Source organism: Arthrobacter sp. Z4-13 (assembly GCF_054792705.1).
In genome coordinates this window covers 3,825,289-3,851,242 of sequence record NZ_CP096459.1, presented here as the reverse complement: position 1 = coordinate 3,851,242, position 25,954 = coordinate 3,825,289, and the positions used below count along the sequence as shown (strand labels likewise).

The 25,954-nt window shown below is 65.8% G+C and carries 26 protein-coding genes; 17 read left to right on the top strand and 9 right to left on the bottom strand.

What is annotated here, in order from left to right; all coding sequences use genetic code 11:
• Positions 1 to 120: 120 nt before the first annotated feature.
• Entirely contained in the window at positions 121 to 1,239 is a 1,119-nt protein-coding gene (gene ald / locus M1E07_RS19610; protein ID WP_461188269.1) for an alanine dehydrogenase, read from the bottom strand.
• A gap of 234 nt (positions 1,240 to 1,473) precedes the next feature.
• Between ald and M1E07_RS19605 the strand changes: the two genes are divergently transcribed.
• Positions 1,474 to 2,691, top strand: coding sequence for a PucR family transcriptional regulator (locus tag M1E07_RS19605; protein ID WP_461188268.1), 1,218 nt, complete (start codon positions 1,474 to 1,476; stop codon positions 2,689 to 2,691).
• Here the strand turns inward: M1E07_RS19605 and M1E07_RS19600 are convergent.
• The gene (locus M1E07_RS19600; protein ID WP_461188267.1) at positions 2,688 to 3,086 is read right to left on the bottom strand and encodes a helix-turn-helix domain-containing protein; all 399 of its coding nucleotides are present in this window, start codon (positions 3,084 to 3,086) and stop codon (positions 2,688 to 2,690) included. The two genes, M1E07_RS19605 and M1E07_RS19600, sit on opposite strands and share 4 nt — an antisense overlap.
• 48 nt (positions 3,087 to 3,134) lie before the next feature.
• Between M1E07_RS19600 and M1E07_RS19595 the strand changes: the two genes are divergently transcribed.
• The gene (locus M1E07_RS19595) at positions 3,135 to 3,917 is read left to right on the top strand and encodes an alpha/beta fold hydrolase (protein ID WP_461188266.1); all 783 of its coding nucleotides are present in this window, start codon (positions 3,135 to 3,137) and stop codon (positions 3,915 to 3,917) included.
• Positions 3,918 to 3,953: 36 nt separating this feature from the next.
• On the opposite strand, the gene ptsP is transcribed toward M1E07_RS19595, so the two are convergent.
• Entirely contained in the window at positions 3,954 to 5,639 is a 1,686-nt protein-coding gene (gene ptsP, locus M1E07_RS19590) for a phosphoenolpyruvate--protein phosphotransferase (protein WP_461188265.1), read from the bottom strand.
• 162 nt (positions 5,640 to 5,801) lie between these two features.
• Here ptsP and M1E07_RS19585 point away from each other — a divergent pair, with 162 nt between their 5' ends.
• The 7 genes from M1E07_RS19585 to M1E07_RS19555 all read left to right on the top strand — a co-directional run bounded on the left by M1E07_RS19585 (position 5,802) and on the right by M1E07_RS19555 (position 13,932).
• Positions 5,802 to 6,530 (top strand): TetR/AcrR family transcriptional regulator, encoded by a 729-nt coding sequence (locus M1E07_RS19585; protein ID WP_461188264.1) that lies wholly within the window; start codon positions 5,802 to 5,804, stop codon positions 6,528 to 6,530.
• 84 nt (positions 6,531 to 6,614) lie between these two features.
• Positions 6,615 to 8,690, top strand: a complete 2,076-nt coding sequence (locus M1E07_RS19580; protein WP_461188263.1) for a PTS mannitol transporter subunit IICBA — start codon at positions 6,615 to 6,617, stop codon at positions 8,688 to 8,690.
• On the top strand, positions 8,690 to 9,853 hold the full coding sequence (locus M1E07_RS19575; RefSeq protein WP_461188262.1) for a mannitol-1-phosphate 5-dehydrogenase: 1,164 nt from the start codon (positions 8,690 to 8,692) through the stop codon (positions 9,851 to 9,853). Before M1E07_RS19580 ends, M1E07_RS19575 begins: the two co-directional genes overlap by 1 nt.
• Positions 9,854 to 10,104: 251 nt before the next feature.
• Positions 10,105 to 11,052: a siderophore ABC transporter substrate-binding protein gene (locus M1E07_RS19570; protein ID WP_461188261.1), complete on the top strand. Its 948-nt coding sequence runs from the start codon at positions 10,105 to 10,107 to the stop codon at positions 11,050 to 11,052.
• Between the two features lie 25 nt (positions 11,053 to 11,077).
• Positions 11,078 to 12,085: an ABC transporter permease gene (locus M1E07_RS19565; RefSeq protein ID WP_461188260.1), complete on the top strand. Its 1,008-nt coding sequence runs from the start codon at positions 11,078 to 11,080 to the stop codon at positions 12,083 to 12,085.
• The gene (locus M1E07_RS19560) at positions 12,078 to 13,121 is read left to right on the top strand and encodes an iron chelate uptake ABC transporter family permease subunit (RefSeq protein ID WP_461188259.1); all 1,044 of its coding nucleotides are present in this window, start codon (positions 12,078 to 12,080) and stop codon (positions 13,119 to 13,121) included. Before M1E07_RS19565 ends, M1E07_RS19560 begins: the two co-directional genes overlap by 8 nt.
• A 52-nt stretch (positions 13,122 to 13,173) precedes the next feature.
• A complete protein-coding gene (locus M1E07_RS19555; RefSeq protein WP_461188258.1) occupies positions 13,174 to 13,932 on the top strand; it encodes an iron ABC transporter ATP-binding protein in 759 nt (252 codons plus the stop codon).
• Between the two features lie 121 nt (positions 13,933 to 14,053).
• Here M1E07_RS19555 and M1E07_RS19550 read toward each other — a convergent pair whose 3' ends face one another.
• The 3 genes from M1E07_RS19550 to rraA all read right to left on the bottom strand — a co-directional run bounded on the left by M1E07_RS19550 (position 14,054) and on the right by rraA (position 17,972).
• Positions 14,054 to 15,493 (bottom strand): sugar porter family MFS transporter, encoded by a 1,440-nt coding sequence (locus M1E07_RS19550; RefSeq protein WP_461188257.1) that lies wholly within the window; start codon positions 15,491 to 15,493, stop codon positions 14,054 to 14,056.
• 217 nt (positions 15,494 to 15,710) lie between these two features.
• Positions 15,711 to 17,363 (bottom strand): MDR family MFS transporter, encoded by a 1,653-nt coding sequence (locus M1E07_RS19545; RefSeq protein WP_461188256.1) that lies wholly within the window; start codon positions 17,361 to 17,363, stop codon positions 15,711 to 15,713.
• A 108-nt stretch (positions 17,364 to 17,471) separates the two neighbouring features.
• Positions 17,472 to 17,972, bottom strand: a complete 501-nt coding sequence (gene rraA, locus M1E07_RS19540; protein WP_461188255.1) for a ribonuclease E activity regulator RraA — start codon at positions 17,970 to 17,972, stop codon at positions 17,472 to 17,474.
• Between the two features lie 124 nt (positions 17,973 to 18,096).
• Between rraA and M1E07_RS19535 the strand changes: the two genes are divergently transcribed.
• The 5 genes from M1E07_RS19535 (at position 18,097) to M1E07_RS19515 (ending at position 22,625) form a co-directional block, all read left to right on the top strand.
• Positions 18,097 to 19,383, top strand: a complete 1,287-nt coding sequence (locus M1E07_RS19535) for an MFS transporter (protein WP_461188254.1) — start codon at positions 18,097 to 18,099, stop codon at positions 19,381 to 19,383.
• Between the two features lie 136 nt (positions 19,384 to 19,519).
• The gene (locus M1E07_RS19530; RefSeq protein WP_461188253.1) at positions 19,520 to 20,128 is read left to right on the top strand and encodes a TetR/AcrR family transcriptional regulator; all 609 of its coding nucleotides are present in this window, start codon (positions 19,520 to 19,522) and stop codon (positions 20,126 to 20,128) included.
• Positions 20,129 to 20,408: 280 nt separating this feature from the next.
• Entirely contained in the window at positions 20,409 to 21,608 is a 1,200-nt protein-coding gene (locus M1E07_RS19525) for an NAD(P)-dependent malic enzyme (RefSeq protein ID WP_461188252.1), read from the top strand.
• Positions 21,609 to 21,706: 98 nt separating this feature from the next.
• On the top strand, positions 21,707 to 22,210 hold the full coding sequence (locus M1E07_RS19520) for a DUF456 domain-containing protein (RefSeq protein WP_461188251.1): 504 nt from the start codon (positions 21,707 to 21,709) through the stop codon (positions 22,208 to 22,210).
• 40 nt (positions 22,211 to 22,250) lie between these two features.
• Positions 22,251 to 22,625 carry a nuclear transport factor 2 family protein gene (locus M1E07_RS19515; protein WP_461188250.1) on the top strand — a complete coding sequence of 125 codons (375 nt, stop codon included), beginning with the start codon at positions 22,251 to 22,253 and terminating at the stop codon, positions 22,623 to 22,625.
• Between the two features lies 1 nt (position 22,626).
• Here the strand turns inward: M1E07_RS19515 and M1E07_RS19510 are convergent, their stop codons facing one another.
• Positions 22,627 to 22,833, bottom strand: coding sequence for a hypothetical protein (locus M1E07_RS19510; protein WP_163165253.1), 207 nt, complete (start codon positions 22,831 to 22,833; stop codon positions 22,627 to 22,629).
• 154 nt (positions 22,834 to 22,987) lie between these two features.
• On the opposite strand from M1E07_RS19510, the gene M1E07_RS19505 reads away from it, so the two are divergent.
• Complete coding sequence (locus tag M1E07_RS19505; protein WP_461188249.1) at positions 22,988 to 23,965, top strand: hypothetical protein; 978 nt, start codon at positions 22,988 to 22,990, stop codon at positions 23,963 to 23,965.
• On the opposite strand, the gene M1E07_RS19500 is transcribed toward M1E07_RS19505, so the two are convergent.
• Entirely contained in the window at positions 23,962 to 24,630 is a 669-nt protein-coding gene (locus M1E07_RS19500) for a LysE family translocator (protein ID WP_461188248.1), read from the bottom strand. The genes M1E07_RS19505 and M1E07_RS19500 overlap by 4 nt on opposite strands.
• Before the next feature lie 104 nt (positions 24,631 to 24,734).
• On the opposite strand from M1E07_RS19500, the gene M1E07_RS19495 reads away from it, so the two are divergent.
• Positions 24,735 to 25,190: an Lrp/AsnC family transcriptional regulator gene (locus tag M1E07_RS19495; protein WP_461188247.1), complete on the top strand. Its 456-nt coding sequence runs from the start codon at positions 24,735 to 24,737 to the stop codon at positions 25,188 to 25,190.
• A 4-nt stretch (positions 25,191 to 25,194) separates the two neighbouring features.
• Positions 25,195 to 25,419: a hypothetical protein gene (locus M1E07_RS19490; protein ID WP_461188246.1), complete on the top strand. Its 225-nt coding sequence runs from the start codon at positions 25,195 to 25,197 to the stop codon at positions 25,417 to 25,419.
• Positions 25,420 to 25,467: 48 nt separating this feature from the next.
• Here M1E07_RS19490 and M1E07_RS19485 read toward each other — a convergent pair whose 3' ends face one another.
• Complete coding sequence (locus M1E07_RS19485; protein WP_461188245.1) at positions 25,468 to 25,935, bottom strand: Lrp/AsnC family transcriptional regulator; 468 nt, start codon at positions 25,933 to 25,935, stop codon at positions 25,468 to 25,470.
• Positions 25,936 to 25,954: the final 19 nt, after the last annotated feature.

Sequence of the window (25,954 nt, the reverse complement as noted above, 5' to 3'; positions counted from 1 at the left end):
CGGCAGCGTGCTCCCCACCAGCACCCTAACCTCGCAGGCTCGGCCAGGGAACCCTGCTGGCGTGGCCCCATGAGTCGGAACGCGTTGGATGACTGCCGTTCCGACGGCGACAGAGCAGTGTTACGCAGAAACCAGTTCGTGCCAATCCGCTACGAGGGGCAGGTCGTGCGCCTCGGACACGGAGTGGTGCGCAACGTGGCCGGCGGCGATGTTCAGGCCGGCTGCGAGGGCGGGGTCGCGGTCGAAGGCGGCCTTGACCCCCAGGTTGGCCAGCGAGACGGCGTACCGCAGGGTCACGTTGGTCAGGGCGTAGGTGGAGGTGTTGGGGACAGCGCCGGGCATGTTGGCCACGCAGTAGAAGATCGTGTTGTGGACCTTGTAGGTGGGTTCCTGGTGCGTGGTGGGGTGGGTGTCCTCGAAGCAGCCGCCCTGGTCCACCGCAATGTCCACCAGGACCGAGCCGGGCTTCATGCGGGCCACCAGATCATTGGTCACGAGCTTGGGGGCCTTGGCGCCCGGGATCAGCACGGAGCCGATCACCAGGTCAGCGTCCACCACCGACTTTTCGATCTCGTAGGAGTTTGATGCCACCGTCTTCAGCCGGCCCTGGTACTGGGCATCCAGATCGCGCAGCCGGTTAATGTTGATGTCCATGATGGTGACGTCGGCGCCCAGGCCCAGGGCCATGGCGGCCGCGTTGGTTCCGGCAACGCCCGCGCCCAGGACAACCACCTTGGCAGGCCGGACGCCCGGGACACCGCCCAGCAGCACCCCTTTGCCGCCGGCGGGGGCCATGAGGGAAGCGGCTCCCACCTGAACGGAAAGCCGGCCGGCTACCTCGGACATGGGGGCCAGCAGCGGGAGGGTGCGGCCTTCCTGAACGGTTTCGTACGCGATGGCCGTGACGCCGGAGTTGATGAGCTCGCGGGTGAGTTCGGGCTCAGCGGCGAGGTGGAGGTAGGTGAAGAGAATCAGGTCCTTGCGGAAGCGGTGGTACTCGGCCTTAATCGGTTCCTTGACCTTCATGACCATGTCCGCGCGGGCCCAGACGTCATCGGCTTCGTTGACGATCTCGGCGCCGGCAATGGCGTATTCCTCGTCCGTGATGCCGGAGCCCAATCCTGCCCCGCGCTCCACCAGAACGGTGTGGCCGTGGGTACGGAACTCGTGGACGCCGGCAGCGGTGATGGCCACCCGGAATTCGTTGTTTTTGATTTCTTTGGGGACACCGATGATCATCGTGGGCTCCAGGTTCTCGGCCGGTGGGCCGGAAAGTGCGGAAAGGATTGCGTGCTTCCACGATAAGTCCGCTTTGTGAGCCAGCCGACAGCATGCCGCCGGTGGGACTGCGGCTAAATGCCGTAATCCCGCGGTTTTCGCCTTGGCGCCCTCGACATTTGTTGAGTTGGCAAGCGTCAGGTGTCGCCTCGTGTTCGTTCGGCCCGGAGGCCGCAAAAGAAGTAGTGTTGGCCCATGCAGCAGGGCGTGGAGCAACTGGTTGAGCAGGTGGCGCAAAAACTGGGCCGAGGCCTGTCGCTGGAAGACCTCGACGGCGTGCTGCTGGCTTACAGCTCCAACCAGTCCCATGCCGACCGCGTGCGGGTGAACTTCCTGCTCAGCAAGAAGGTGCCGGCGGATGTGAGCGCCTGGCAGCTGTCCCACGGCATCGCGACAGCAGTGCGGCCGGTGGTGGTTCCCGCAAATCCGCACCTTGGAATGTTGGGCCGTGTTTGCGTCCCGCTGATGGTCCGAGGTTTCCGCGTGGGGTACCTCTGGGTGCAGCAGGAATCCGTAGAGGAGAATCCGGCAGCGATCCTCACCCAGTTGCCCTCTGTCACCAACGAGCTCGAAATGCTCTCCGGGCTGTTGCTGGATTCGAACACCGCCGAATCCGAGTTCCGGCGGGGGCGTGAGCGGGAATTCCTGGCTGCGTGTGCAGGGGAAGCAAATGCGGTGGCGGCCGTGGCCGGGTGGAAGGAAGTCCAGGGCCGGGGGCCTTGGCAGATGGTCACAGTGCTCGACGCCGACGGGTGGGCGGGCGGTCCCGATCCCATCGCTTCAACCCTGATCCACCGTTCGGCAGCGCTTCAGGCCACGATCGGCGTGGACGCGGCCCTCTTCAGTGCCGGGACGGAAACACACTCGGTGGTGCTGTTCCGCGAGTCTTCCGGGAGGGCAAACCACGCGCAGGTCCTGGTCCACTACCAGCTGGAGCTGGCCAAGCGCTCCGGCCGGCCGGTCCACCGCATCATCCTGGGGCTCAGCGAAGGGTTTGCCAGGCCACGAGAGCTCGCCGAGGCCTACCGGCAAGCAAAAGTGGCCGCGCAGGCCGCTGCCGTGGACCCGCAGCTCGGGGAACTGGTGGACTGCCGCTCCACCGGTGTCTATCAGCTGCTGGCCTCGGCCGGGGGAGGGGCGGGAGCCTGGGCTGACTCCGGGTCCGTTTACTTCCGCAGGCTTGAGGACCACGACCGCAACGGCGAACTGATCCCTGTCCTGGAGCTGCTCTACGACAACGACGGCTCCGTCCAGGACGTGGCCGTAAAACTCCACCTGCACCGCAGCAGCATCTACAACCGGCTGGGCAGGATCCGCCAGCTGCTGGGGGTGGATCCGCTGAAGGGGCTGCCCCGACTCGAACTCCATGCTGCCCTCAAGATGCGCCGCTGGGCTCTTCGGCCTCGAATCTAGGCCTGCTCCTCAGCCGCCTTTTTCTGCCGGTCCTTTTTCTGCCCCTCGAGCCACGCCATAATGGCCGCCAGGGGGATCCGCCGGTGGCTGCCGCGGTACTCCACTGGGATCTCGCCGCGGTCCGTCATGTTGCGCAGGTAGGTGTGTGAAATTCCCGCCAGTTCTGCAGCCTTTGACGTGGTCAGCATTTCCTCCACGCTGCTCACGGTCACCGCTTCGCCGCGGCTGAACCGCTGAAGGAGGTCAACGACGGCGTCTCTCGCCAGGGGCGGCAGGCGGTGGACGGTGCCGTCCACAAAAACGGTGATGTCGTCGCTGCCGGCCAGAGCCTGCTGGAGCTTCACGGCCTCCTCCGGCGGGAGCGCGCCGGCCATTCTGGGAGCAATCAGTGCCATGGGCCCACCCTACCGGTGCGCCCCGCGCTCCGGCGGTATGCTCGCTTGATGGCATTGAGTGGTGGCAGGGACGTTGAATCCGGCGGTTTGCAGGGAACGCTCTACTCCTCCGTCCATCCGGCGGAGACTGGAGCGAGGCCTGCCTATGTGTTGTTGCACGGCATCGGCGTCTCCCACCGCTACCTGGCCCGGCTGCATCAGGAACTGGCAAAAGAAGCGGACGTGTACTCCTTCGACCTGCCCGGCTTCGGGAAGTCGTCAAATCCCGGGCGCCAGCTGCAGGTTGAAGAGTTCGCGGCGTTCGTGGGCAGCGTCCTGGCGGAAGCCGGAGTCGACAATTACGTGCCGGTGGGCCACTCGATGGGCGCCCAGTTCGCGGTGGAACTGGCTCTGCGGGAACCTGGGCGGGTAGCCGGCGCCGTGCTGATGGGGCCGGTGGTGGAGGCCAGCCGGAAGTCAGTGGCCAGTCAGGCGATGGCACTGACGCGCGACGCTATGTTCAGCGAGTCCCTGACGTCCAACGCCATCGTCTTCACCGACTACTTCCGGGCCGGCCCGCGCTGGTACCTGACGGAACTGCCGGTGATGATGGAATACCCCCTGGAAGAACGGCTGGCCGCGGTCAGCCAGCCCGTGCTGGTGCTCCGCGGCACCAAGGACCCCATCGCCCGCCGGCCCTGGTGCGTGAACCTTGCAAGGGTGGCTCCGCAGGGAACGATGGCCGAGATCCTGGGCCAGGGCCACGTCTTCCAGCACACTGCGCCGGAAATCGCTGCCCAGGCCATCAGCGGCTGGGTCCGGGCCGCCAACGGGTTCGGCGTCACGGCCTGACAGAGGCCCCCGCCGGCAGGGCGGGGGCCGGCAGCATCAGAGCCCCAGTTCCTCCAGCACGGGCAGCTTTTCCCGTACCCACGCCCGCGCCTCGGTGGCGCTGGGGGCGGATAGGGCAAGCTTGGCCAGCTGTTGCGCCTCCTCGAGCGTTACCGTCTTCAACACCGCTGCAACGGCAGCGAGGGACCGGGCCGTCATGGACAGCGTGCTCACACCCAGGCCGGTCAGTACGACGGCGAGCGCCGGGTCCGCGGCTGCCTCGCCGCAGACGCCTACGGGTTTGTTGCTGCCCTCGGCACGTGACCCCTCCACTGTCAGCCCCACCAGGCGCAGGACGGCTGGCTGCCAGGGCGTGTTGAGGTTGGCGAGCGGGCCAAGTTGGCGGTCGGCGGCCATGGCGTACTGGGTGAGGTCATTGGTGCCGAGGCTCGCAAAGCCCACTTCACGGAGGATGGCTTCCGCTGTGAGGGCAGCGGAGGGAACCTCCACCATCACGCCGGGGGTCTTGATGCCGGCATCCGCGCACATGGAGGCAAACCGGGCAGCCTCTTCCGCCGTCGAGATCATGGGGGCCATGACCCACACGTCCGCTTCGGACTGCTTCTCTGCCAGCGCGATGGCTTCCAGCTGGCGGTCCAGGACGCCGGGTGTGGTGAAGTCCGTGCGGTAGCCGCGAACGCCCAGGGCTGGATTGGGCTCGGTGGAGTCGGTCAGGAACGGAAGCGGCTTGTCGGCGCCGGCGTCGAGCGTGCGCAGGACCACTTTTTTGCCCGGGAAAGCATCAAAAACGCCCTTGTAGGCCGCGGCCTGCTCTTCCACGGAGGGTTCGGTATCCCGCTCCAGGAAGCAGAACTCGGTGCGGAACAGGCCCACGCCCTGGGCGCCCAGCTTTGCGGCCGCCTCGGCGTCCTTGCCGCCGCCCACGTTGGCGAGCAGCGGCACCAGGTGGCCGTCCGCCGTCGCGCCCGTTCCACTGAACTCGGCCAGCAGGGAAGCAGTGGCCGCCCATGCCTCCGCTGCTGCCCGCAGGGATTCATCAGGCGTGGACGTGATGCTGCCGGCGGCGCCGTCCACATACACTTCGGTGCCGTCCGGAAGTTCGTCCACGCCCACGGCGGCGACGACGGCGGGAAGGCCGAGGGAGCGGGCGATGATGGCAGTGTGGGACTGCGGGCCGCCGCCAGCGGTGACAAGGGCCAGGACCTTGTCCGGGTCCAGTGTGGCGGTATCGGCCGGGGCCAGGTCCTCGGCCACCAGGACGAAGGGCGTGCTGGATGCGGGGATACCGGGTGCGGGAACTCCGCGCAGCGCTGCGACGATACGCGCGCGGACGTCCAGGACGTCGGTGGCGCGCTCGGCCATGTAGCCGCCCAGGTTGTGCAGCATTTCCGAGACGGAGGAGCCGGACTCCCAGATGGCGCGCTCGCCCGAAACGCCGCGGGCAATGAGCTTGGCGGCACCCTTGATCAGCATGGTGTCCTTGGCCATCAGCGCCGTGGCTTCCAGTACAGCCTTGCCGTCACCGATGGCGTGGGCGGCCCGTGCCTTGAGCTCGTCGTGCACGGCCTGGGAGGCGGCCTTCAGGGCTGCAGTAGCTTCCTCCGCGGTAGTGCCTGCTGCCAGCTGTTCGCCGGCCGGAGGTTCGCTGATGGGTTTGGGCATCTGCCGGACGGTGCCGATAACGCGGCCTGGACTGACGCCTACTCCTGGGAAGTTCTGCACTGAAGGTCCTCATTCTCTGCCGGTTGCCAGGCCCGCCGATATTGCCCGGCGCCATGCCGGTCCGCCGGAGGACTGCTACGTCCGGAAGCGGGAAACGTGCCTGAAAAAAATTGTATGTGATTCAGTTCATATAGCAATGCTATAGGTGCTAGGGTAGCGGTTATGAGTTTGGATGGCCAGCTTCCCCCCAAAATGCGGTTGCTCCGTGCAGCGGCAGAACTGCTGGCGAATTCTTCCGGAGCACCCGTCTCCACCCGCCAGATCACGCAGCTGGCGGGGGTGACGGCTCCCACCCTGTACCACCACTTCGGTGACAAGGAAGGTCTGTTCGACGCCGTCGTGGCCGCAGGGTTTGAAGAATATGTTGCGGGCGAACGGGACTTCGCCCCCTCCGGACAGCCGCTCGAGGATATCCGGAGAATGTGGGACAACCACGTGCAGTTCGGGCTCAAGCAGCCGGAGTTGTACCTGGTGATGTTCGGCAATATCCGCCCGGAGAGCCGCCCCGCCATCGTTGCCGATGCCGAGGCGCTCATGGAGGAGATGCTGAACAAGGCAGCGGTGGCGGGCCAGCTGAACGTCCAGCCCAGGGAGGCGGCCAGGTCCATCCTGGCCGCGAACGTGGGCGTGACGCTGATGCTGATTGCGGAACCCGCCTCCGACCGGAACCTCGAACTGTCCACCATGACCCGGGACGCCATGATCTTCGCGGTGTCCGCCGAGCCCGCCAGCGGCGCGGCTCCGGGCGACGCCGGAAAATCCTCGGTGGTGGTGGCAGCGATCGCCCTGAACGCCGCACTTCAGGCCTCGCACTCAGACCAGCTCTCCAGCTCGGAACTCAAACTCTTCCTCGAATGGCTTCACCGCATCTCCACCAGCCCGGCCGGCTGAAAAGCGCCACCCAGTTCCACCAGTACGTCGTCGTAAGTATCGGACCATCCTGCGGAGCAGCGGGAATGACGGTTAGGAAAGCACATGGCAACAGAGACAGTTGCAAAACCCCGCACCAGCATGCGGGTTGGCGTCCAGAAATTCGGGACGTTCCTGTCCGGAATGATCATGCCCAACATCGGCGCCTTCATCGCCTGGGGCATCATCACCGCCCTCTTCATTGAAAAGGGCTGGCTGCCTGTTCCCCAGTTGGGCGGCTTCGGCGAGACAAACGGGGTGCCGAACACGGGCCTCGTTGGACCGATGATCACCTACCTGCTGCCCCTCCTGATCGCCTACACCGGCGGCAGGATGGTCTACGACGTCCGCGGCGGCGTGGTGGGCGCCATCGGCACCATGGGCGTGATTGTGGGTGCCGGCATTCCCATGTTCATCGGCGCCATGATCATGGGCCCACTGGGCGGCTGGACAATGAAGAAGATCGACGCCCTTTGGGACGGCAAAATCCGCCCCGGCTTCGAGATGCTGGTCAACAACTTCTCTGCGGGCATCTGGGGCGCACTCCTGGCACTGCTCGGTTTCTACGGCATCTCGCCGCTGGTTACCGCCTTCAGTACCGGCGCGGGCAACGTGGTCCAGTTCCTGGTCAACAACGGCCTGCTGCCCCTGACCAGCATCTTCATCGAACCTGCCAAGGTCCTCTTCCTGAACAACGCCATCAACCACGGCGTGCTCACACCGCTGGGCGTGCAGCAGTCCCTGGAGCAGGGCAAGTCCATCCTGTTCCTGCTTGAGGCAAACCCGGGTCCTGGCCTGGGCATCCTGCTCGCCTACATGTTCTTTGGCCGCGGCGCAGCCAAGGCTTCGGCTCCCGGTGCCGCCATCATCCACTTTTTCGGCGGCATCCACGAGATCTACTTCCCGTACGTACTGATGCGCCCGCTGCTGATCCTTGCTGCCATCGCTGGCGGCATGACGGGCATCGCCACGCTGGCCATCACCAATGCCGGCCTGGTTGCTCCGGCTGCTCCAGGGTCCATCATCGCCGTTCTGGCCCAGACCTCACGCGACAGCTACGTCGGCGTCATCCTCGCGGTCCTGCTGGCCACGGCCGTGTCCTTCCTGGTGGCCTCGGTCATCATGAAGACCACCCGCCACAGCGATGAGGGCGACCTGAACGCTGCCACCTCCAGGATGGAACAGATGAAGGGCAAGAAGAGCTCCGTGTCCTCCACCCTGACGGGCGCAGGTGCGGCTGCCGGCGGCGGCGGAGTGGGTGTCCTGGCCGGTCCGGTACAGAATATTGTGTTCGCGTGCGACGCCGGCATGGGCTCGAGTGCCATGGGTGCCTCGGTGCTGCGGAACAAGATCAAGGCCGCCGGGTTCCCTGACGTGAAGGTCACCAATGCTTCCATCGCCAACCTCAAGGACGACTACGACGTTGTGGTGACCCACCAGGACCTGACCGAGCGCGCAAAGCCGGCCACGGCCAGTGCGGTCCACTACTCCGTTGACAACTTCATGAGCAGCCCGCGCTACGAAGAGATCGTTGAACTGGTCCGGGAGAGCAACACCGGGGGCACCGTGGCAACCGAAGGCCAGGACGCTGGTGCGGGAACGCCCGGCGGGGCATCCGCCAGCGGACCGGCAACCGGCACAGCAGCAGGCGCAGTTGCCGCCGGCACCGCCGCCGGGACACCTGACACCGAACCGTCAGCGGGCGGAACCGCCGAAATCCTGGCCCGGGAGAGCGTCGTGCTCCGCGGAACAGCCACCACCCGTGACGCCGCCATCGATGAAGCCGGCCGGCTCCTGCTGGCCCGCGGCGCGGTGGACGAGGACTACGTGCGCGCCATGCACGAGCGCGAGCAGTCGGTGTCCACCTACATGGGCAGCTTCCTCGCGATCCCGCACGGCACCAACGCCGCAAAGGACCACATCCGGAAGTCCGCGGTGTCCGTGATCCGCTATCCCGAGGGCATCGACTGGAACGGCAAGCAGGTCAAGTTCGTAGTGGGCGTCGCCGGCATCAACAACGAACACCTGCACATCCTGTCCTCCATCGCGAAGGTCTTCACGAACAAGGAACAGGTTGCCCGGCTGGAAGCCGCAACGTCCGAGGACGAGGTCCTGGAGCTTTTCGGAAAGGTCAACGCATAGTGAAGGCAGTACATTTCGGCGCAGGAAACATCGGCCGCGGCTTTGTTGGACTGCTCCTGCACAACGCCGGCTATGAGGTGGTGTTCGCCGACGTCGCCGAGGAGCTCATCAACCAGCTCGCCAAGGCGGACAGCTACGCCGTGCACGAAGTGGGGGAGAACCCCGCGGTGCGGACCGTGAACAACTTCCGGGCCTTGAATTCGAACACCCAGGAAGCTGAGCTCGTCGCGGAGATCGCGACGGCGGACATCGTCACCACAGCGGTGGGGCCGCACATCCTCAAGTTCGTGGCGCCCGTCATCGCCAGGGGCATCGCCGCGAGGGAGGCCGGGCTGGCCCCGCTGCAGGTCATGGCCTGCGAGAACGCCATTAACGCAACGGACATCCTGGCCAAGGAGGTGGCCTCCCAGCCGGGGGCTGCCGCCGCGGCGTTGGACGGCAAGGCAGTGTTCGCCAACACGGCCGTGGACCGCATCGTTCCCAACCAGGAGGCCGGCCAGGGCCTGGACGTCACAGTGGAGACGTTCTATGAATGGGTCATCGACCGGACGGCTTTTGCCGGTGCCGCCCCCGGGATCCCGGGTGCCACCTTTGTGGACGACCTCTCGCCGTACATCGAGCGGAAGCTGTTCACGGTGAACACCGGCCACGCGTCGGCCGCATACTTCGGGTATGAGGCAGGCCTGGAGAAGATCTCCGACGCCATGGCGGACCAGGATGTGGCCGAGGATGTCCGGGCGGTGCTGGAAGAAACCAAGCAGCTCCTGGTGGCAAAGCACGGCTTCAGCAACGACGAGCAGGAAGCCTACGTCCAGAAGATCCTGGTCCGGTTCTCCAACCCCTACCTGCCGGACACCGTGAACCGGGTGGGGCGCGCCCCGCTGCGTAAGCTGAGCCGGCACGAGCGGTTTATCGGGCCGGCGGCCGAACTCGCCGAGCGAGGCGTGGTGCCGGAGGCGCTCCTCGGCGCTATCGCCGGTGCCCTGCGGTTTACCGATCCCGCCGATACCGAGGCAACAGAGCTGGCCGGAATCCTCGCCTCGGCCAGCCCGGCGGATGCAACGGCCCGGATCACCGGCCTGGAGCCGGGGCACCCGCTGTTTAACGCCGTCTCCACGCTGGTGGAGGAGCGGCAGGCTGAGGTAGCCACCACCCCCGCCTGACTGCGGCAAGAGACGCGCCATCACCTCCTGCTGCTTTTATCCCAACGCCCCATCACCTCCTGCGGCATTCTTACCAACGCGTCCGCAATGACGACGCCGGCACTCACCTGAGTGCCGGCGTCGTTCTGTGTGACCTCTCCCACTTATGACGGATTACTGCCACTCCCGTTTTGAAGTTAGCCTTCCCTTACTTATAGGCTCTGGATTATTAGGAAACGAAGTTGTGATGTATTAGCCGAGCGGAGAAAAACGTGAAGAAGAAGCTGTCGAGCTATTTGGGGGCACTTGCGGCGGGAGCGGCGCTTTTGACCGTCACCGCCTGCGGAGGAAGCGCGACGGCGACTCCCGCTGACGAAGCAACCGCCATCACCGTTGAGCACGCCCAGGGCAGCACCGTCAACGTCCCCGTCAACCCGGAGAAGGTCTTCACGTTCGACCTCGGCGTACTGGACACACTGGACGCACTGGGCGTCGAGCCCGCGGGCGTGCCGGAAGCCGCCTACCCGGAGGCGCTCAGCAAGTATGCTGACGCGAAGTACACCAAGATCGGTTCCTTGAAGGAGCCCGACTTCGAGGCCGTCAGTGCCGGTGACCCGGACCTCATCATCATCTCCGGCCGCACGGCGGGTGCCTATGAGGAACTGAGCAAGATCGCCCCCACCATCGACCTGTCCATTGACGCGGCCCAGCCGCTGGAGAGCTTCAAGGCCCAGACCGAGAAGCTCGGCACCATCTTTGACAAGTCAGCGGAAGTGGAAGAAAAGCTCGCCGCTGTAGATGCCACCATCTCCGAGACCAAGGCCAAGGCCGCCACTGCAGGCAAGGGCCTCATCGTCCTGACCTCCGGCGGCGAAGTGACCGCTTACGGCGCCGGCTCGCGCTTCGGCATCATCCATGACGTCCTGGGCGTGCCCACGGCCGCTGACGTCAAGGTTGACGGCAGCCACGGTGAGGCAGTCTCCTTTGAATACATCAAGCAGGCCAACCCGGACATCCTGTATGTGATCAACCGCGACACCGCGGTAGGTACCGAAGGCTCCGCCGCCAACCCGATCCTCGACAACGAACTCGTCCAGTCCACCAATGCCGCCAAGAACAACAAGGTCATCAACCTTGACCCTGCCGGCTGGTACATCGTGGGTTACGGCCTGAACAACGTCAAAGCCATGGTTGACGCCGTCGCCGACTCCGTGGCCTAACGCCGCCAGCTAAGCTCCAGCTCCCATGACCGCCACCGCCGTGCGCTCCCTTGCGCCGGTAACACGCAGCCGGGCCCGCCACAGTGCAGGCCTGGCTGCGGCCGCAGTTGCCGTCCTTGTCCTCGCGGCCGGCAGCATGTTCGTGGGCGTCAGCGATGTCTCGCTTCCGGCCCTCCTGGCGGGGGACCCGGCAACGGTGGAGGTCTTCTGGATTTCCCGTGTTCCACGGACCCTCGCAGTGCTGCTCGCCGGGATGGCGGTGGCCGTCGCCGGCCTGATCATGCAGCTCATGGCCCGGAACCGCTTCGTGGAGCCCTCCACGGTGGGCACCGTTGAGTCCGCCACCCTGGGGATCCTGGCGGTCACTGTCTTCGCCCCGCAGGCCCCGGTTCTGGTCAAGATGCTGGTGGCCAGCGCCTTCGCACTGTTGGGGACCGCGCTCTTCCTGGCCATCCTGCGGCGGCTGCCGGCCCGCAATACCCTGCTCATTCCGCTGGTGGGCATCATGCTGGGCGGAGTCATCGCCGCGGTCACCACGTTCTTCGCCTACCGCTACGACCTGCTGCAAACCCTGAGTAACTGGATGATCGGGGATTTCTCCGGGGTCCTCCGAGGCCGGTACGAACTGCTCTGGATCGTCGCCGCCCTGATGCTGCTGGGCATGCTCGCCGCCGACCGGTTTACCGTGGCCGGCATGGGCCAGGACTTCACCACCAACCTCGGCCTGAATTACGGCCGGACCATGCGGCTCGGACTGATTATCGTCTCGCTGATCTCGGCGGTGGTGGTCACCACCGTGGGCGCCGTTCCCTTCCTCGGACTGGTGGTCCCCAACATCGTGTCCCTCATCTTCGGCGACAACCTCCGCCGCGCCGTGCCCTGGACCGCCGTGTTCGGAGCCGCGTTCGTGCTGGTGTGCGACGTCATCGGCCGGACCATCCGTTACCCGTACGAGGTCCCCGTGGGAATGGTGATGTCCGTGCTGGGTGCTGTCCTCTTCCTCGCCCTGATCCTGAGGAAACGCAATGCCTGAGAACACAGCGCTGCTGCCGGCCGCCAAGAGGCCAGCTGCCGAGAAGGCCGCGGGGGTGCCGCAGAAGCTCAAAGCCTCCATCCGGAACGCCTCGCCCCGCGTGGTCCTGGCTATCCTGCTCGCGGCTACTGCCGCCGTCGTCTGCCTCTTCCTGTTCTTCGAACTCAGGGGCAACGTGGGCTACATCCTGCCGCGCCGCGCCATCAAGGTGGCCGCCATGCTGCTGGTGGCCGTGGCCGTGGGCGTGTCCACGCTGCTGTTCCAGACCGTCACCGCCAACCGCATCCTCACGCCGTCCATCATGGGCTTCGATTCGCTGTACATCCTGGTGCAGACGGCCATGGCGTTCACGCTCGGGGCCGCCGCGGTGGTGGCCGCCCCGCCCACGCTGCAGTTCGGCGTCGAAGTGCTGCTGATGGTGGCGTTCAGTGCGCTGCTGTACCGCTGGATGTTCACCGGCGCCACCCGCTCCCTGCACCTGCTCCTGCTGGTGGGTGTCATCCTGGGCAGCCTGTTCCGCGGCCTGTCCTCGCTGCTGCAGCGGCTGATGGAGCCGAGCGAATTCATCATCCTCCAGGACCTGTTCTTCGCAAGTTTCAACAATGTGGACCCTGCGCTGCTCGGCGTCTCGGCGGTCATGGTTGCCGTTGTTTGTGCCCTTGTCTGGCGGGCCCGGCACACGCTGGATGTTCTGGCACTGGGCCGGGATGTTGCCATCAACGTGGGTGTGAACCACCGGAAGGTGGTGATGCGGGTCCTGCTGGGGTGCTCGCTGCTGGTGGCGGTGTCCACCGCGCTGGTTGGGCCCGTGACGTTCTTCGGGCTGCTGGTGGTGAGCCTGGGCTACCAGCTGTGCCGCGGCTTCAGCCATGCCTGGCTGCTGCCCATCGTGGTGCTGATCGGCGCCGTCGCCCTGGTGGGCGGGCAGTTGCTCCTGGAGAAGGTGTTCGGTTTCGGCACCGCCCTGAGTGTGGTCATCGAATTCGCCGGCGGCATCCTGTTCCTTTACCTCCTCCTGAAAGGGTCACTGAAATGACCTGCCCCCTTCCCGCCGCCGGAAGCCTGGCCGTAACCCTGGGAGCCCGGCCATGATCGACGTCCGCAACGTCTCCAAGAGCTACGGCGGCCAGGCCGTCCTCGACGACGTCAGCTGCGTTATCCCGCAGGGCGGCATCACCTCCATCATCGGTCCCAACGGGGCGGGAAAGTCCACCCTGCTCTCGCTCATCAGCAGGCTGCAGCCGCTCGAGGCCGGGGCCGTTTCCGTGGCCGGACTGGACATCGCCTCCACGGACAGCCGGGAGCTGGCCAAGACCATGGCCATCCTGCGGCAGGAGAACCACCTGACCATGCGGCTGACCGTCCGGGACCTTGTGGCTTTTGGCCGCTTTCCCCACTCCGGCGGGCGGCCCACCGTGGAGGACCTCGCCAAGGTCGAGGAGGCCATCGCCCACCTGGACCTGACGCCCTTGGCGGACAAGTTCGTGGACGAGCTCTCCGGCGGCCAGCGCCAGCGCGCATTCATCGCCATGGTGCTGGCCCAGGACACCCGGTACCTCCTCCTGGATGAGCCGCTGAACAACCTGGACATGAAGCACTCGGTGGAGATGATGCGGCTCCTGCGCCGGCTGGCCGACGAATTCGGGAAGACGATCGTCCTGGTGGTCCACGACATCAACTTCGCATCCTGCTACTCGGACACCATCCTGGCGATGAAGGACGGCCGGCTGGTCCACCAGGGCAGCCCCCGGGAGATCATGCAGCAGGCCATGCTCCGCGACGTGTACGACATCGACATCCGCATCGAGGACATCGACGGCAACAGAATCGGCGTCTACTTCGCCTGACGCATGGCCGGGCAAAAAACAAACCCTCCCGCACCAGAAAACGTGCAGGAGGGTTTTGTTGTTGAGCTGCGAAAGGTGATGGGGCGTTGGAGGGAAAAGCCCGGAACGTGATGGGGTGTCGCTAGCCCTTCTTCGAACCTTTCGCCACGAACAGCGTCTCCGCCTGTTCAAGGGACATGCCGTTGGTCTCCGGCACCTTGAACATCACAAAGAAGAACGACGCCGCCGCGAACAGCGCGTACATGGCGTACGTCAGTGGCAGGGAACCGGCGGCCATGACCGGGAAGCTCAGCGTGATCGCAAAGTTCGCCACCCACTGGGCAGCGGCGGCCAGGCCAAGGGCGCGGGCGCGGATCCGGGAAGGGAAGATCTCACCAAGGAGGACCCACACCAGCGGACCCCAGGACGCGCCGAAGCTGACCACAAAAACGTTCGCCGCCACAAGGGCCACCGGACCCCAGGCGCCGGGCAGGGAGATCTCCGGGCCGGATCCAACAGCCGAGGAGAACGCCAGGGCCATGGCAGCCAGGGACACGGCCATGCCCACTGAACCTGCCAGCAGGATGGGGCGGCGGCCGATGCGGTCCACCAGCGCTATGGCTACCAGGGTTACCAGGATGTTGGTGACGGAGGTTGCCACCGAGATGGTGAGTGAGTCCTTTTCCTGGAAGCCCACCGCTTTCCACAGCGTGGTGGAGTAGTAGAAGATCACGTTGATGCCCACGAACTGCTGCAGGACGGACAGGATAATGCCCACCCAGACAACCGCCTGCAGGCCGAAGGTCTTGCCGCGCAGCGAGCCCTTTTGGCCGGCCAGCTTGTCCTCTTCGATGGCTTCGCGGACCTCGCGGATGTGCCGGTCGGTGTCCTCGGACGGCGCGATCGAGTCGAAGATCTTCCGCGCCTCGTCTTCCTTGCCCAGGAACACCAGGAACCGTGGCGATTCGGGAAGGGTATAGGCCACCCAGCCGTACACCACTGCGGGCAGGGCGGCGGCCAGGAACATCCAGCGCCAGGCCTCGATCCCCAGCCAGAACGCCTGGTCCGCGCCGCCGGCGCTGGTGGCAAAAAGCGCGTCGGACAGCAGGGCGGCGAAGATGCCCGTGGTGATGGCAAGCTGCTGCAGCGAGGCGAGCCGGCCGCGGACCTTGCGCGGCGAAATCTCCGAGATGTATGCAGGAGCAATTACCGAGGCCAGCCCAATCCCCAGTCCACCCACCAGGCGCCAAAAAATCAGGTCCCAGACGCTGAAGGCGAAGCCGGTGCCGAGGGCGCTGACCAGGAAGAGCAGCGCACCCAGCTTCATGGCAGGGATGCGTCCGTAACGGTCGGCGACCTTTCCGGCCAGGTACGCGCCTGCGGCGCAGCCGAGCAGGGCGATGGCCACGGCGAAGCCCGTGACGGCTTCGGACAACGCGAACTCGTCCTTCATGGCATCCACAGCGCCGTTCACCACGGACGAATCAAAGCCGAACAGGAATCCGCCCACCGCACCTGCGAGCGCCAGCCAGATCACCCGCCGCGGTATCTGGGCGGTTGTCTGCTCCTGGGCAGTGGGCATGGTTCTCCCTTGGTCTGGGGGTTCGGTGGTTGCGGTGCGGACGTCGTCGGCTGCGGAACCGGCCACTGGCCGGCGCACACGCGTTACACAGTGTTCCACGCCACCGCGGACTGTTCCAGTTGAGGGGTATCGGGTGCCTGCTTGCCCCTAAACAGCAGGGGACGACGACGACGGCGGGAGCGGCCCGTCGTCGTCGTCCCCTGCTGGGAAGGGAAGGTCAGTGAACCACGGCTGGCTCCTGTGGAGCCGCCTTGGAGTCCGTGAGTTTTTTGTTCGGCAGCGCGAAGCTGATCAGGAACGCGATCCCGGTGAGCACGGCCGCCGTGAGCATTACGGTGTCGATGGCGTACGCGAAGCCCTCAGTGATCGGCCGGGTCAGCGTGCTGTTGGCGGTGTGCAGCCAGCTGGTGTCGTTGAGGGATTCGTTGGAGGCGCCGTTCCGGAAGAACTCGTACAGCTTGGCGTTGGCGGGGTCGGCAGCCACCGCGGGATCCTGAAGGACCGCCTGGTAGTCGGCATTTCCCATGGCGGTTTTCATGGTGTCTGCGATCCGGCCGGCGGCCAGGCTGAACAGCATGGAGATGAACACGGCCGTGCCCACCGCGCCGCCCATGGAGCGGAAGAACGCGGCGGAGGAGGTGCCCACACCCATGTCGCGGCGCGGGACGGACACCTGCATGGCCAGGGTGAGCGGCTGCATGCAGAAGCCCAGGCCCATGCCGAAGAACACCGCGATCAGCCCCGGAACCCACAGGCCGGTGTCCACGCCCAGGGCCAGTCCCATCACCACAGCTGCGGCAGTGAGGATGGCCGTGCCCATGATCGGGAAGATCCGGTAGGTGCCGGACGATGAGATGGTGCGGCCGGCCGTGATGGAGCCGCTGAGGATGCCGATAGTGAAGGTGATCATCATCAGGCCGGCCTCTGTGGGGGTGAGGCCCTTGACCAGCTGCAGGTACATCGGGAGCATGGCGATGGCCCCGAACATGCCGATGCCGATGATGAAGTTCAGCAGCGAGGACAGGCCGAAGGTGGCGTTCCGGAAGAGCCGCAGCGGGATTAGCGCGTAGTCCCCGGCATGCTTTTCGGCAAGCAGGAACCCGGCAATGCCCACCGCGCCGAGGCCGTAACAGAGGAAGGAGTTCGGGGACGCCCAGCCCCAGCTGCGGCCCTGTTCCGCCACCAGCAGCAGCGGCACAATGGCCAAGGTGATGGCGGCCGCACCCCAGTAGTCGATTTTCTGCTTGACGTGCTTGGCCGGCAGGTGCAGGAACAGGAACACCACCGCCAGCGCGGCCAGGCCGATGGGCAGGTTGATAAAGAACACCCAGCGCCAGCCGTCGAACCCCAGGATGTTGGCGGAACCGGCGAACGCGCCGCCCACGACGGGACCCAGCACCGAGGAGATGCCGAACACGGACATAAAGTAGCCCTGGTATTTGGCGCGGTCCTTCAAGGACACGATGTCGCCGATGATGGTCAGGGCGAGGGCCAGCAGGCCGCCCGCGCCCAGGCCCTGGACGCCCCGGGCCAGGGCAAGTTCGGTCATGGAGTTGACTGAGCCTGCGTACAGGGATCCCGCCAGGAAGATCACGATGGCGATCAGGTACAGCGGGCGTCGGCCGAAGATGTCGCTCAGCTTGCCGTACAGCGGGGTGCTGACCGTGGACGTAATGAGGTAAGCGGTGGTGGCCCACGCCTGGAGCGAGAGCCCGTCAAGGTCGTTGGCGATGGTGTAGATGGACGTGGACACGATGGTCTGGTCCAGCGATGCCAGGAACATGCCCAGCATCAGGCCCACCATCACGGTGACAATTTGGCGCTGCGTCAGGGTTTCTCCGGCGGTGCGCGCGGCAGTGGGTGTGGACATGGGTGCTCCAGGGAAGGGAAATAAGCGATAGTTGCTTTCAGTAACTATCGCACGCCCCGGCCTATTCCCCGGGAGCGGAAAGTTTCCGGCCCCTCCCCGGCAGGCGGATCAGCGCTCCACGAGGATGCCGTCCGGGTCGCACCAGATCCTTGCCCCGGTCCGGATGGTCACGCCGTCAATCTCCACGTCCACATCAACTTCGCCGGCGCCGGCCTTGGCGCTCTTGCGCGGGTTGCTGCCCAAGGCCTTGACGCCGAGGTCCAGTTGGGCAATTGCTTCGCGGTCCCGGATGGCTCCATTGATCACGACGCCGGCCCAGCCGTTCGCCACAGCGCTTTCGGCGATCATGTCCCCCATCAGGGCGGTGCCCAGCGAGCCGCCGCCGTCCACCACCAGCACGTTGCCGTTGCCAGGGGTTGCGAGCGTGGACTTCACCAGCGCGTTGTCCTGGAAGCAGCGGATGGTCCGCGCCTGCCCGCTGAAGTGTGAACGGCCGCCCAGGGACTGGAACTGCAGTGAAACCGAGGCCAGTTCGTCGCCGCGTTCGTCGTAGAGGTCCGCGGTATTAACGGCCGGACCAGCCGTACCGGGGATGGATGCTGCGCTCATGTGGTTCTCCTTTATGTTCCGGCTGCCGTCAGCCTCTGCCGTACGCGACCCGACAGGGACGGCACGGTAGGGCCCACGATAGTCTGATCCGGTAGCCAATCAGCCGTACCCGGGAGAAAACGCCATGAGCCTGCCCAACACTCCCGCGCCACCGGACCACGGCACCGGGCTGAACGGTCCGGAAGCGGCATTCGCCGAGCCGACACGCAATGTCACGCCCCGATGGGTCACCGGACTCGTCCTGGTCAACGTGGGGATCAATGCCGCCTTTTTCGGCCCCCTCAATATTTTCATTGGCCAGCAGGCCATCAGCATCGATGAACCCAGCAAGGAAGCGATCCTTTCCCTTGCCACCGCCTGCGGCGCGGCGGTCTCGCTGGTGGCGAATCCGCTGTTCGGGGCACTCTCGGACCGCACCACGTCCGGTTTCGGCCGCCGTGCGCCCTGGGTGCTGGCCGGCGCTGTGCTCGCTGCCATAGCGCTTCTCGCGATGTCCGGCGCCACCACGGTGGCGCTGATGGTGGCCTTCTGGTGTGTGGTCCAGCTCGGGGCGAACGCGGCCTACGCAGCCATCACGGCCGCGGTCCCGGACCGGGTGCCGGTGCTTCAGCGCGGCAAGGTGGGCGGGCTCGCCGCCATGGGCCAGACGCTGGGTATCCTCACGGGCGCCGTGTTTGGCGCCGTGGTGTCCGGCAACTTCATGGTGGGCTACTGGCTGTGCGCCGGCGCACTGCTGCTGTCCGTACTCCCATATCTGATGCACAGCGATGACCCTGTGCTGCACAAGGGCGTCCTGCCCCGGTTCCGGCTGGTGGCTTTCCTCCGTGGGTTCTGGATCAGTCCCCGGCTGTACCCGGATTTTGCCTGGGCCGGGCTGACCCGTTTCCTGGTGAACGTGGGCAACCAGCTCACCATCGTCTACCTGCTCTTTTTCCTGCGGGACATCCTGAAGCATGAGGACCCCCCGGCCGGGGTGCTGGTCCTCACCGGCATTTACGCGCTGATGGTGATGCTTACCGCCGTGGTGGCAGGCCCCTGGAGTGACCGGGTGGGACGCCGGAAACCGTTCGTGATCGGTTCTTCCGCCATCATTGCCATGGCCGGTTTGATTATGGCCTTCTTCCCGGTCTGGCCCGGGGCCTTGGCCGGCGCTGCTGTCCTGGGCGTCGGCTTCGGGGCCTACGTCGCGGTGGACTACGCGCTGCTGACGCAGGTCCTGCCCGTGGCGGTGGACCGGGGCAAGGACATGGGCATCATCAATGTGGCCAACTCCCTGCCCCAGGTGGTGGCGCCCACGCTCGCTTTGGTTGCTGTCACGTACTGGGGCGGCTACCGCTCGCTCTTCCTCGCTGCGGCGGTCATCGGCCTGCTCGGGGCTGTTTTTGTGGTGAAGATCAAGGGCGTCCGCTGACCTGCCGAAGGGCAGGACCTAAGACAGCTGCCTGATTACGCCACATTGGCGTGCCGTATAGTTGAACCGGATTGCAGGCGGTCCGGGATGGGGACGCTCCTGGCTGCTGCACCGTCAAACACAACCCGGAATACAGATGCCTGAGACCTTTCCAGACCATCCGCCCATGGCCGCCATGCCCTCCGCTCCACGCCAGCGGCTCCGCTATGCCCGCATCCTCGAGGCTGCCGGCGGTTTCGCCCGGAAGGGCCTGGATGCCGTGGAGCTGCCCGAGGTGGCAACCAGGGCTGACGTACCCCTGGGGACGCTGTACCGCTACTTCCCCACCAGCACCCACCTGATGCTCGCGCTCTACCGCCACCAGCTCGGAGAGTTGCAGGCCGCCGGGCGCACCTCTGCGGCGCGGTTCCGTGGCCGGGCACTGGGCGGACTGGTGATGGAGATCTTCCACATGAGGGTCATGCAGCCGGCCGTGGAGCAGTGCTTGAGCCGCGGTGTCTACCTTCCGGACAGGGACACCACCGTCCTCCTGCGCGAAATCGACGCACTGAGCGAAAAACTGCTGGCCAACGCCTGTAGTGACGCCACCGCAGCCAGGGTCCTCCTGCTGACGATCACTGGTCTGGTCCAGTCCGTCCGCAACCGCCGCCTTTCCCTCTTCGAAGCCGAGGAAGACCTCAAAAAGGCCTGCGCGCGCCTCGCTCCTGCCAGCGGAGGCAGCTACACACTCCATCAGAGCGCGTAATCGGTCTAGACCAATTGCCCGCTAAATCGGGCTTATTGCCGTGACGTGAGTCACCATCCGCTCTGAAGAACCGTTTTGGCAACCTCCGCAATTGTCAAACGGCGCCGAAGCGCCTCCCCTGGCTGCCTACGATGGCAGACATGTAGCAACAGGGCCCACCCCCGAAGCTCCTACGGACCCGCCACCCCTGGGTTTTCCGCCGCACCACTTTCGACTCAGGCCTGTTCGGGCCTGGGCCCCACGTGCCGTGTGCCCACGGCGAGCACCAGGAGACAACGACGTGTCCATTGACGCAATCGCAGTTACTGACAATTCGGCAGCCACCGCACTGAGCGAAGCCGAGATCTTTGACGCCCACCAGGGCGGCAAGCTTTCCATTGCCAGCACCGTCCCGCTGTCCAACAAGCGCGACCTGTCCATCGCCTACACCCCCGGAGTGGCCGAGGTCAGCCGCGCCATCCACGCCAAGCCCGAACTCGCCCGCACCCTCACCTGGGCGGAGCGCCTGGTGGTCGTCGTGAGCGACGGAACCGCTGTCCTGGGCCTGGGCAACATCGGCGCCAGCGCCTCCCTGCCCGTCATGGAGGGCAAGTCCGCACTCTTCAAGACCTTCGGCGACCTGGACTCCATTCCGCTGGTGCTCAACACCACGGACGTTGACGAAATCGTGGAAACCCTCGTCCGCCTGCGCCCCAGCTTCGGCGCCGTCAACCTCGAGGACATCTCCGCTCCCCGCTGCTTCGAGCTTGAGGAAAAGCTCATCGAGGCGCTGGACTGCCCGGTGATGCACGATGACCAGCACGGCACCGCCGTCGTGGCCCTGGCCGCGCTGACCAACGCCGCCAAGGTGACCGGCCGCCGGCTGGAAACCCTGCGCGTGGTGGTCTCCGGTGCGGGTGCGGCAGGCATCGCCGTCGCCGAAATCCTGCTGGCCGCCGGCATCACCGACGTGGTCCTGTTGGACTCCCGCGGCATCATCAACGCCGGCCGCAAGGACCTTGCCGCGGACCCGGCCAGCAAGAAGGCCGACATCGCCGGCCGCAGCAACCCCGGCAGCCTGGAAGGCGGTCCTGCCGAGGCCCTCGCCGGAGCGGATGTCTTCATTGGCGTCTCTTCCTCGAAGCTGGACGAGGAGCACCTGGCCCTGATGAACCAGGACGCCATTGTGTTCGCCCTCTCCAACCCGGACCCCGAGGTGCTGCCCGAGGTCGCCGTGAAGTACGCCGCCGTAGTCGCTACCGGCCGCAGCGACTTCCCGAACCAGATCAACAACGTGCTGGCCTTCCCGGGCATCTTCCGCGGAGCCCTGGACGCCGGGGCACGCCGGATCACTCCGGCCATGAAGCTCGCGGCTGCCTATGCTATCGCGGAGCTCGCGGCCGAAGACCTCTCGGCCGACTACATCGTGCCCAGCCCGCTGGACCCGAGGGTTGCCCCCGCTGTCACCGCGGCCGTCGCCGCTGCGGTGGAAGCGGAGTAGCAGCCCGTCGCTTTCGACCATTACGACGGCGGTACCTCCCCTGTGCGGGAGGTACCGCCGTCGAAGGTTAAGCGGCCGCCAACCATAGACTGAGGATCATGAACTCGGAAACCGTGGTGACCGTCCTGTGCGGCCTGGCGATTCTCGTAGGCGTGGCAGGCACCGTGATCCCGGTGCTTCCGGGCAGCATCCTCATTGGCGCCAGCCTGCTGGCATGGGCCGTCTGGGGCGGGGCCGGCACCGCGGGCTGGGTAGTATTCGCGGTTGCCATGGTGTTTGTGGTTGCGGGTATGGCCGCCAGCGCCGTCCTCACGGGCAGGAAGCTCAAGGAACACGCCATCCCCAGCAGAAGCATTGCGGCCGCGCTGGCCACGGGCGTGGTGGGAATGTTCATCATTCCCGTGGTGGGGCTCTTCGTCGGTTTCGCGGCCGGCCTGCTGCTCAGTGAATTCTTCCGCACACGGAACATCGGTACGGCCACGACTTCCAGCTGGGCCGCCCTTAAAGCCACCGGGCTGGGCATGCTCGCCGAGTTCGGGCTGGCTTGCCTCGCGGCCAGCACCTGGGTGATCGGCGTCTGGGTCGCCGCCAACAACGGCTGAAGCGCTTGCCGCCCTTTCCGGAAGGGCGTAGAACGGCACCATGACTGAGCGAACTTCAGCGCGGGAGCAGGTGTCCGCGTGGATGGAAAAGTACCAGGCCGCCTGGGCCAGCAACCGGTCGGACGATATCCGAGCACTCTTCACGGAGGATGCACGGTACGAGACACGGCCCCATGACCCGCAGGCGTGGCAGGGGCAGGACGGAATTGTCAAAGGCTGGCTAGCCGCCCGTGATGAGCCCGGGGACTGGAGCTTCAGCTGGGAGCTGCTGGGTACAGACGGTAACACCGCCTTCATCCAGGGCGTCACCACCTATTCGGGCGACCAGCCCACCTATGACAACCTCTGGGTGCTGCGGCTCGACCCCTCCGGGAAGGCATCCGCCTTTACGGAGTGGTTTATGGAAAGGCCCTGAGCTAGAGGCCCAGCCCGCCCAGCTTGTCCCCCAGGCCGCCGGGAAGTTTCCCCAGCAGATCTGCAGGATTGATGCCCAGCTTGGACAGGAGTCCGGCATGCTGGTCGGTGTCCACCTGGTCCGGCAGTTCCGACTCGGCCTGGGCTGCTTTGTCGTTGTCTCCCTGGTTTCGGAGGAGCTCGAGAATCTGGGACTTGTCGATTTGCATGGCGTTCTCCTTGCTGGTGACGGAACTGCTAAGGGTGCTTACCAGCCTTGCGGAAATGTCCTGCGGGAACAAGTGCCGGCTTGATGGGCAGCACGGTGCGCGGGCACCTGCGGGGATTGCCCCGCCTGTCGCAGGTCCCGGTTAGCATGGAAAGATGACGCCCGGGGACCCTGCACCGATCTATTGGGACAGACGCGACCTCACACCCTTCGGCCAGCCGCAGCTTCGCACGCCCGTCCATGACCTCGCCGGGGGAGTGGGAAGCCTGCTCACGGGAGTGCTGGGCGGACGGCACCCGGCGTTGCTCTCCGTGGACGGCGAGATCCCCCGGCTTAAACGGATGCCGCCCAAGCCCGCCAAGGCGGTGCATGAGGCAGTCTTCACCAGCCGGCAGCCCGAACAGCTGATCACGCTGGCACGCGCCTACCCCGGATGGGCCGGGCTCTGCTACCTCATGGCCGGACTGCTGGTTTACAAGCAGGGCGGATACCTGCGCGCCTCGGAACTTCTCCAGCGCGGACTCACCACCCGGAATGAAGACGAAGCCAACCGGTACTCGTCCACCTACCTCACCAGGATCATCACGCACATCGAGCTGGCCGAACGTGTGGAGATCCCCGTCCTGTTCAGCGAGGAGTCGGTGTTCCTGGCACTGGCGCACTCGCTGCGGGAGACGGGGCGTACGGAGGCGGCGCTGGACGCCCTCACCGGGCTGCCGCCGTCGCTCCCCATGGCTTTGGCGCGCTGCTCGCTGGCGCTGACCCTGGGCAGGAGTCGGACGGTGATCGACTGGACGGACGGCCTGCTCAACGCGGATGATCTCTCTGCCGCCCTGTTGCTCGTGCGGGCCCGGGCGCTGCGGCGGGAGGGCCGGCTGGACGCGGCGAACCAGGCGTTGGCAGAAGTCCTGCGGCGGCGGAAGACGCACCTGACCCTGCGGAACGACGCCCTTACCGACCGCGCGCTGCTGCTCCTTGACTCCAGCAGGAGGTCTCTCAACCCGCGGGACTGGGGGCGGCGGCACGAGGATCCGGTGCCGCAGCGGGAAATCGCCGCGCCGGTGCCCATCCGCAAGGACGAGGAGATGCGGCGGATCTGGGAGCAGGACTGGAAGAAACTCAGCGACGACTAGGTTTGCGCCGGCAAGGCACCGGCGACAGGGGCTCCGTCGAAGAGCGGCAGGAGTTGTTCACCGAGCAGTACCGCGCCCAGCACCACCATGATCACCCCGCTGGCCAAGGTCACCATCCGGGCGGCACCCGGCCGGCTCTGCAGCAGGGTTCGGGACAGCATGGCGACGGCGGTGTATACGAGCCCCGCAAGCAGTACGAACGTCATGCCCAGCAGGCCCGACTGAATCGGGACGGGCAGGGACGCCTCCGCGCTGACGAACTGGGGAACGAGTGCCACGTAGAAAAGCAGGCCCTTGGGATTGATGCCGCTGGTTCCCATGCCCTGCAGGAAGGTGCGGAGCCGTGTGTTCCCGTCACTGCCGGCGCCGGCCGAGAAACTGGCCCCGCGCCAGGAACGGAGCGTGCTCACTCCCAGCCACATCAGGTACCCGGCGCCGGCCAGAGTGATCCAGCCAAGGACCCCCGGCATTCGCGTGAGAAGGGCAGCAAGGCCCGCCACCAGCAGGACCGTATGGAGGACGTATCCTCCGCAAAGCCCTGCCACGGCCGGCACAAAGCTGCGCTGCCTCAGGCCCGCAGCGATGGAATATGCCCAGTCAACGCCGGGAGTGCATGCAAGGGCGGCAGCCACCAGCACAAAGGCCAAAAACAGCTCCGGGTTCATTTGTTCTCCTGCCAATTCTGCGTCAGGAGAAACCCTAGATACTTTTGCTCCGGAAGTGCTGTCCTTTTTCGCCCGCTTTCCCGCCCACGCGGTAAGATTTTTGCGTGATGGACCATATCGACAGAAATATCTTGCGCCACCTCAAAGAGGACGGGCGGATGACCGCCACAGCACTCGCAGCCAAGGTCGGTTTGACAGTGGCTCCGTGCCACCGGCGGCTGCGCGACCTGGAGCAGTCGGGCGTGATCCGGGGCTACCGGGCGGACATAGATCCCTCAGCCGTGGGGCTGGGCTTTGAGGCGATTGTGTTCGTCACCCTGCGCCAGGTGGACCGCGCCACCATGGAGGTCTTCGAAAACCGGGTGGCGGATAATCCCAATGTCGTGGAGGCACAACGGCTCTTCGGCTCACCGGATTACCTGCTGAAGGTCATCGCCGAGGACCTGCCCGCCTACCAGCGCTTCTACGACGCCGAACTCACGTCCCTGCCCGGGGTGGAACGGCTGACGTCCACCTTGGTGATGAAGAACCTGAAGTCCAACGCCGGTCCGCCCGTTTAGGGCGTTGCTGAAACCCGCTGTCGTAGTCGTCGGCGATGATCTCGTTCTGCTCACGGTAGAGCAGGGCCGTGTTGCCCTCCCGGATAAGCTGCGGATCGCCGGAATCGATCTTCGCCCACTCCTCGGCGGTACCGGGATCGATGGCGGCAAGCTGCCGGAGCTGCATCACGTCAGCACCGTAAAAATTCCCCACCATGCTTCCCCCCTTTTGGACTCCCGAGCCACCTAACCGCCGTCGGGTAAAGCAGCGGCGATGGCGAGAGCTCACCATTTGGGGCTAATCGTTGAGCAGGCCGGTGGTGCGGTAGGGGATGACTTCGCGGAGGAACATGCTGGTGGAGGTCCGGACGATGCCCGGGCACAGCCTGATTTCCTCCGACACCCGGTAGAGGTCGTCCGGGCTGGTGGCCACCACCCGGATCAGCAGGTCGGTGTCCCCTGCCGGCGCATGGCATTCCAGGACCTCGGGAATCTTTCGAAGGGCAGCGATGGCCTCGTTGAGGTGGCTCTGGTCCAACTCCGCGCTGACCGCTGCTGCCACGCCCCGTCCGAGCGCTGCCGGAAGCACCCTGCTGCTGTTGGCCCGCAGTGCTCCGGACACCGTCATCCGCTCCAGCCGGCTCTGTACGGTGCCGCGCGCCAGGCCCAGCCTTTGCGCCAGCACCATGATGGGAACGCGGGGGTCTTCGTCCAAGGCATTCAGGATCCGCTTGTCCGTGGCGTCCAGTTCCTGCAATCTGATCATTCCCTGTCGGTTGGACCCT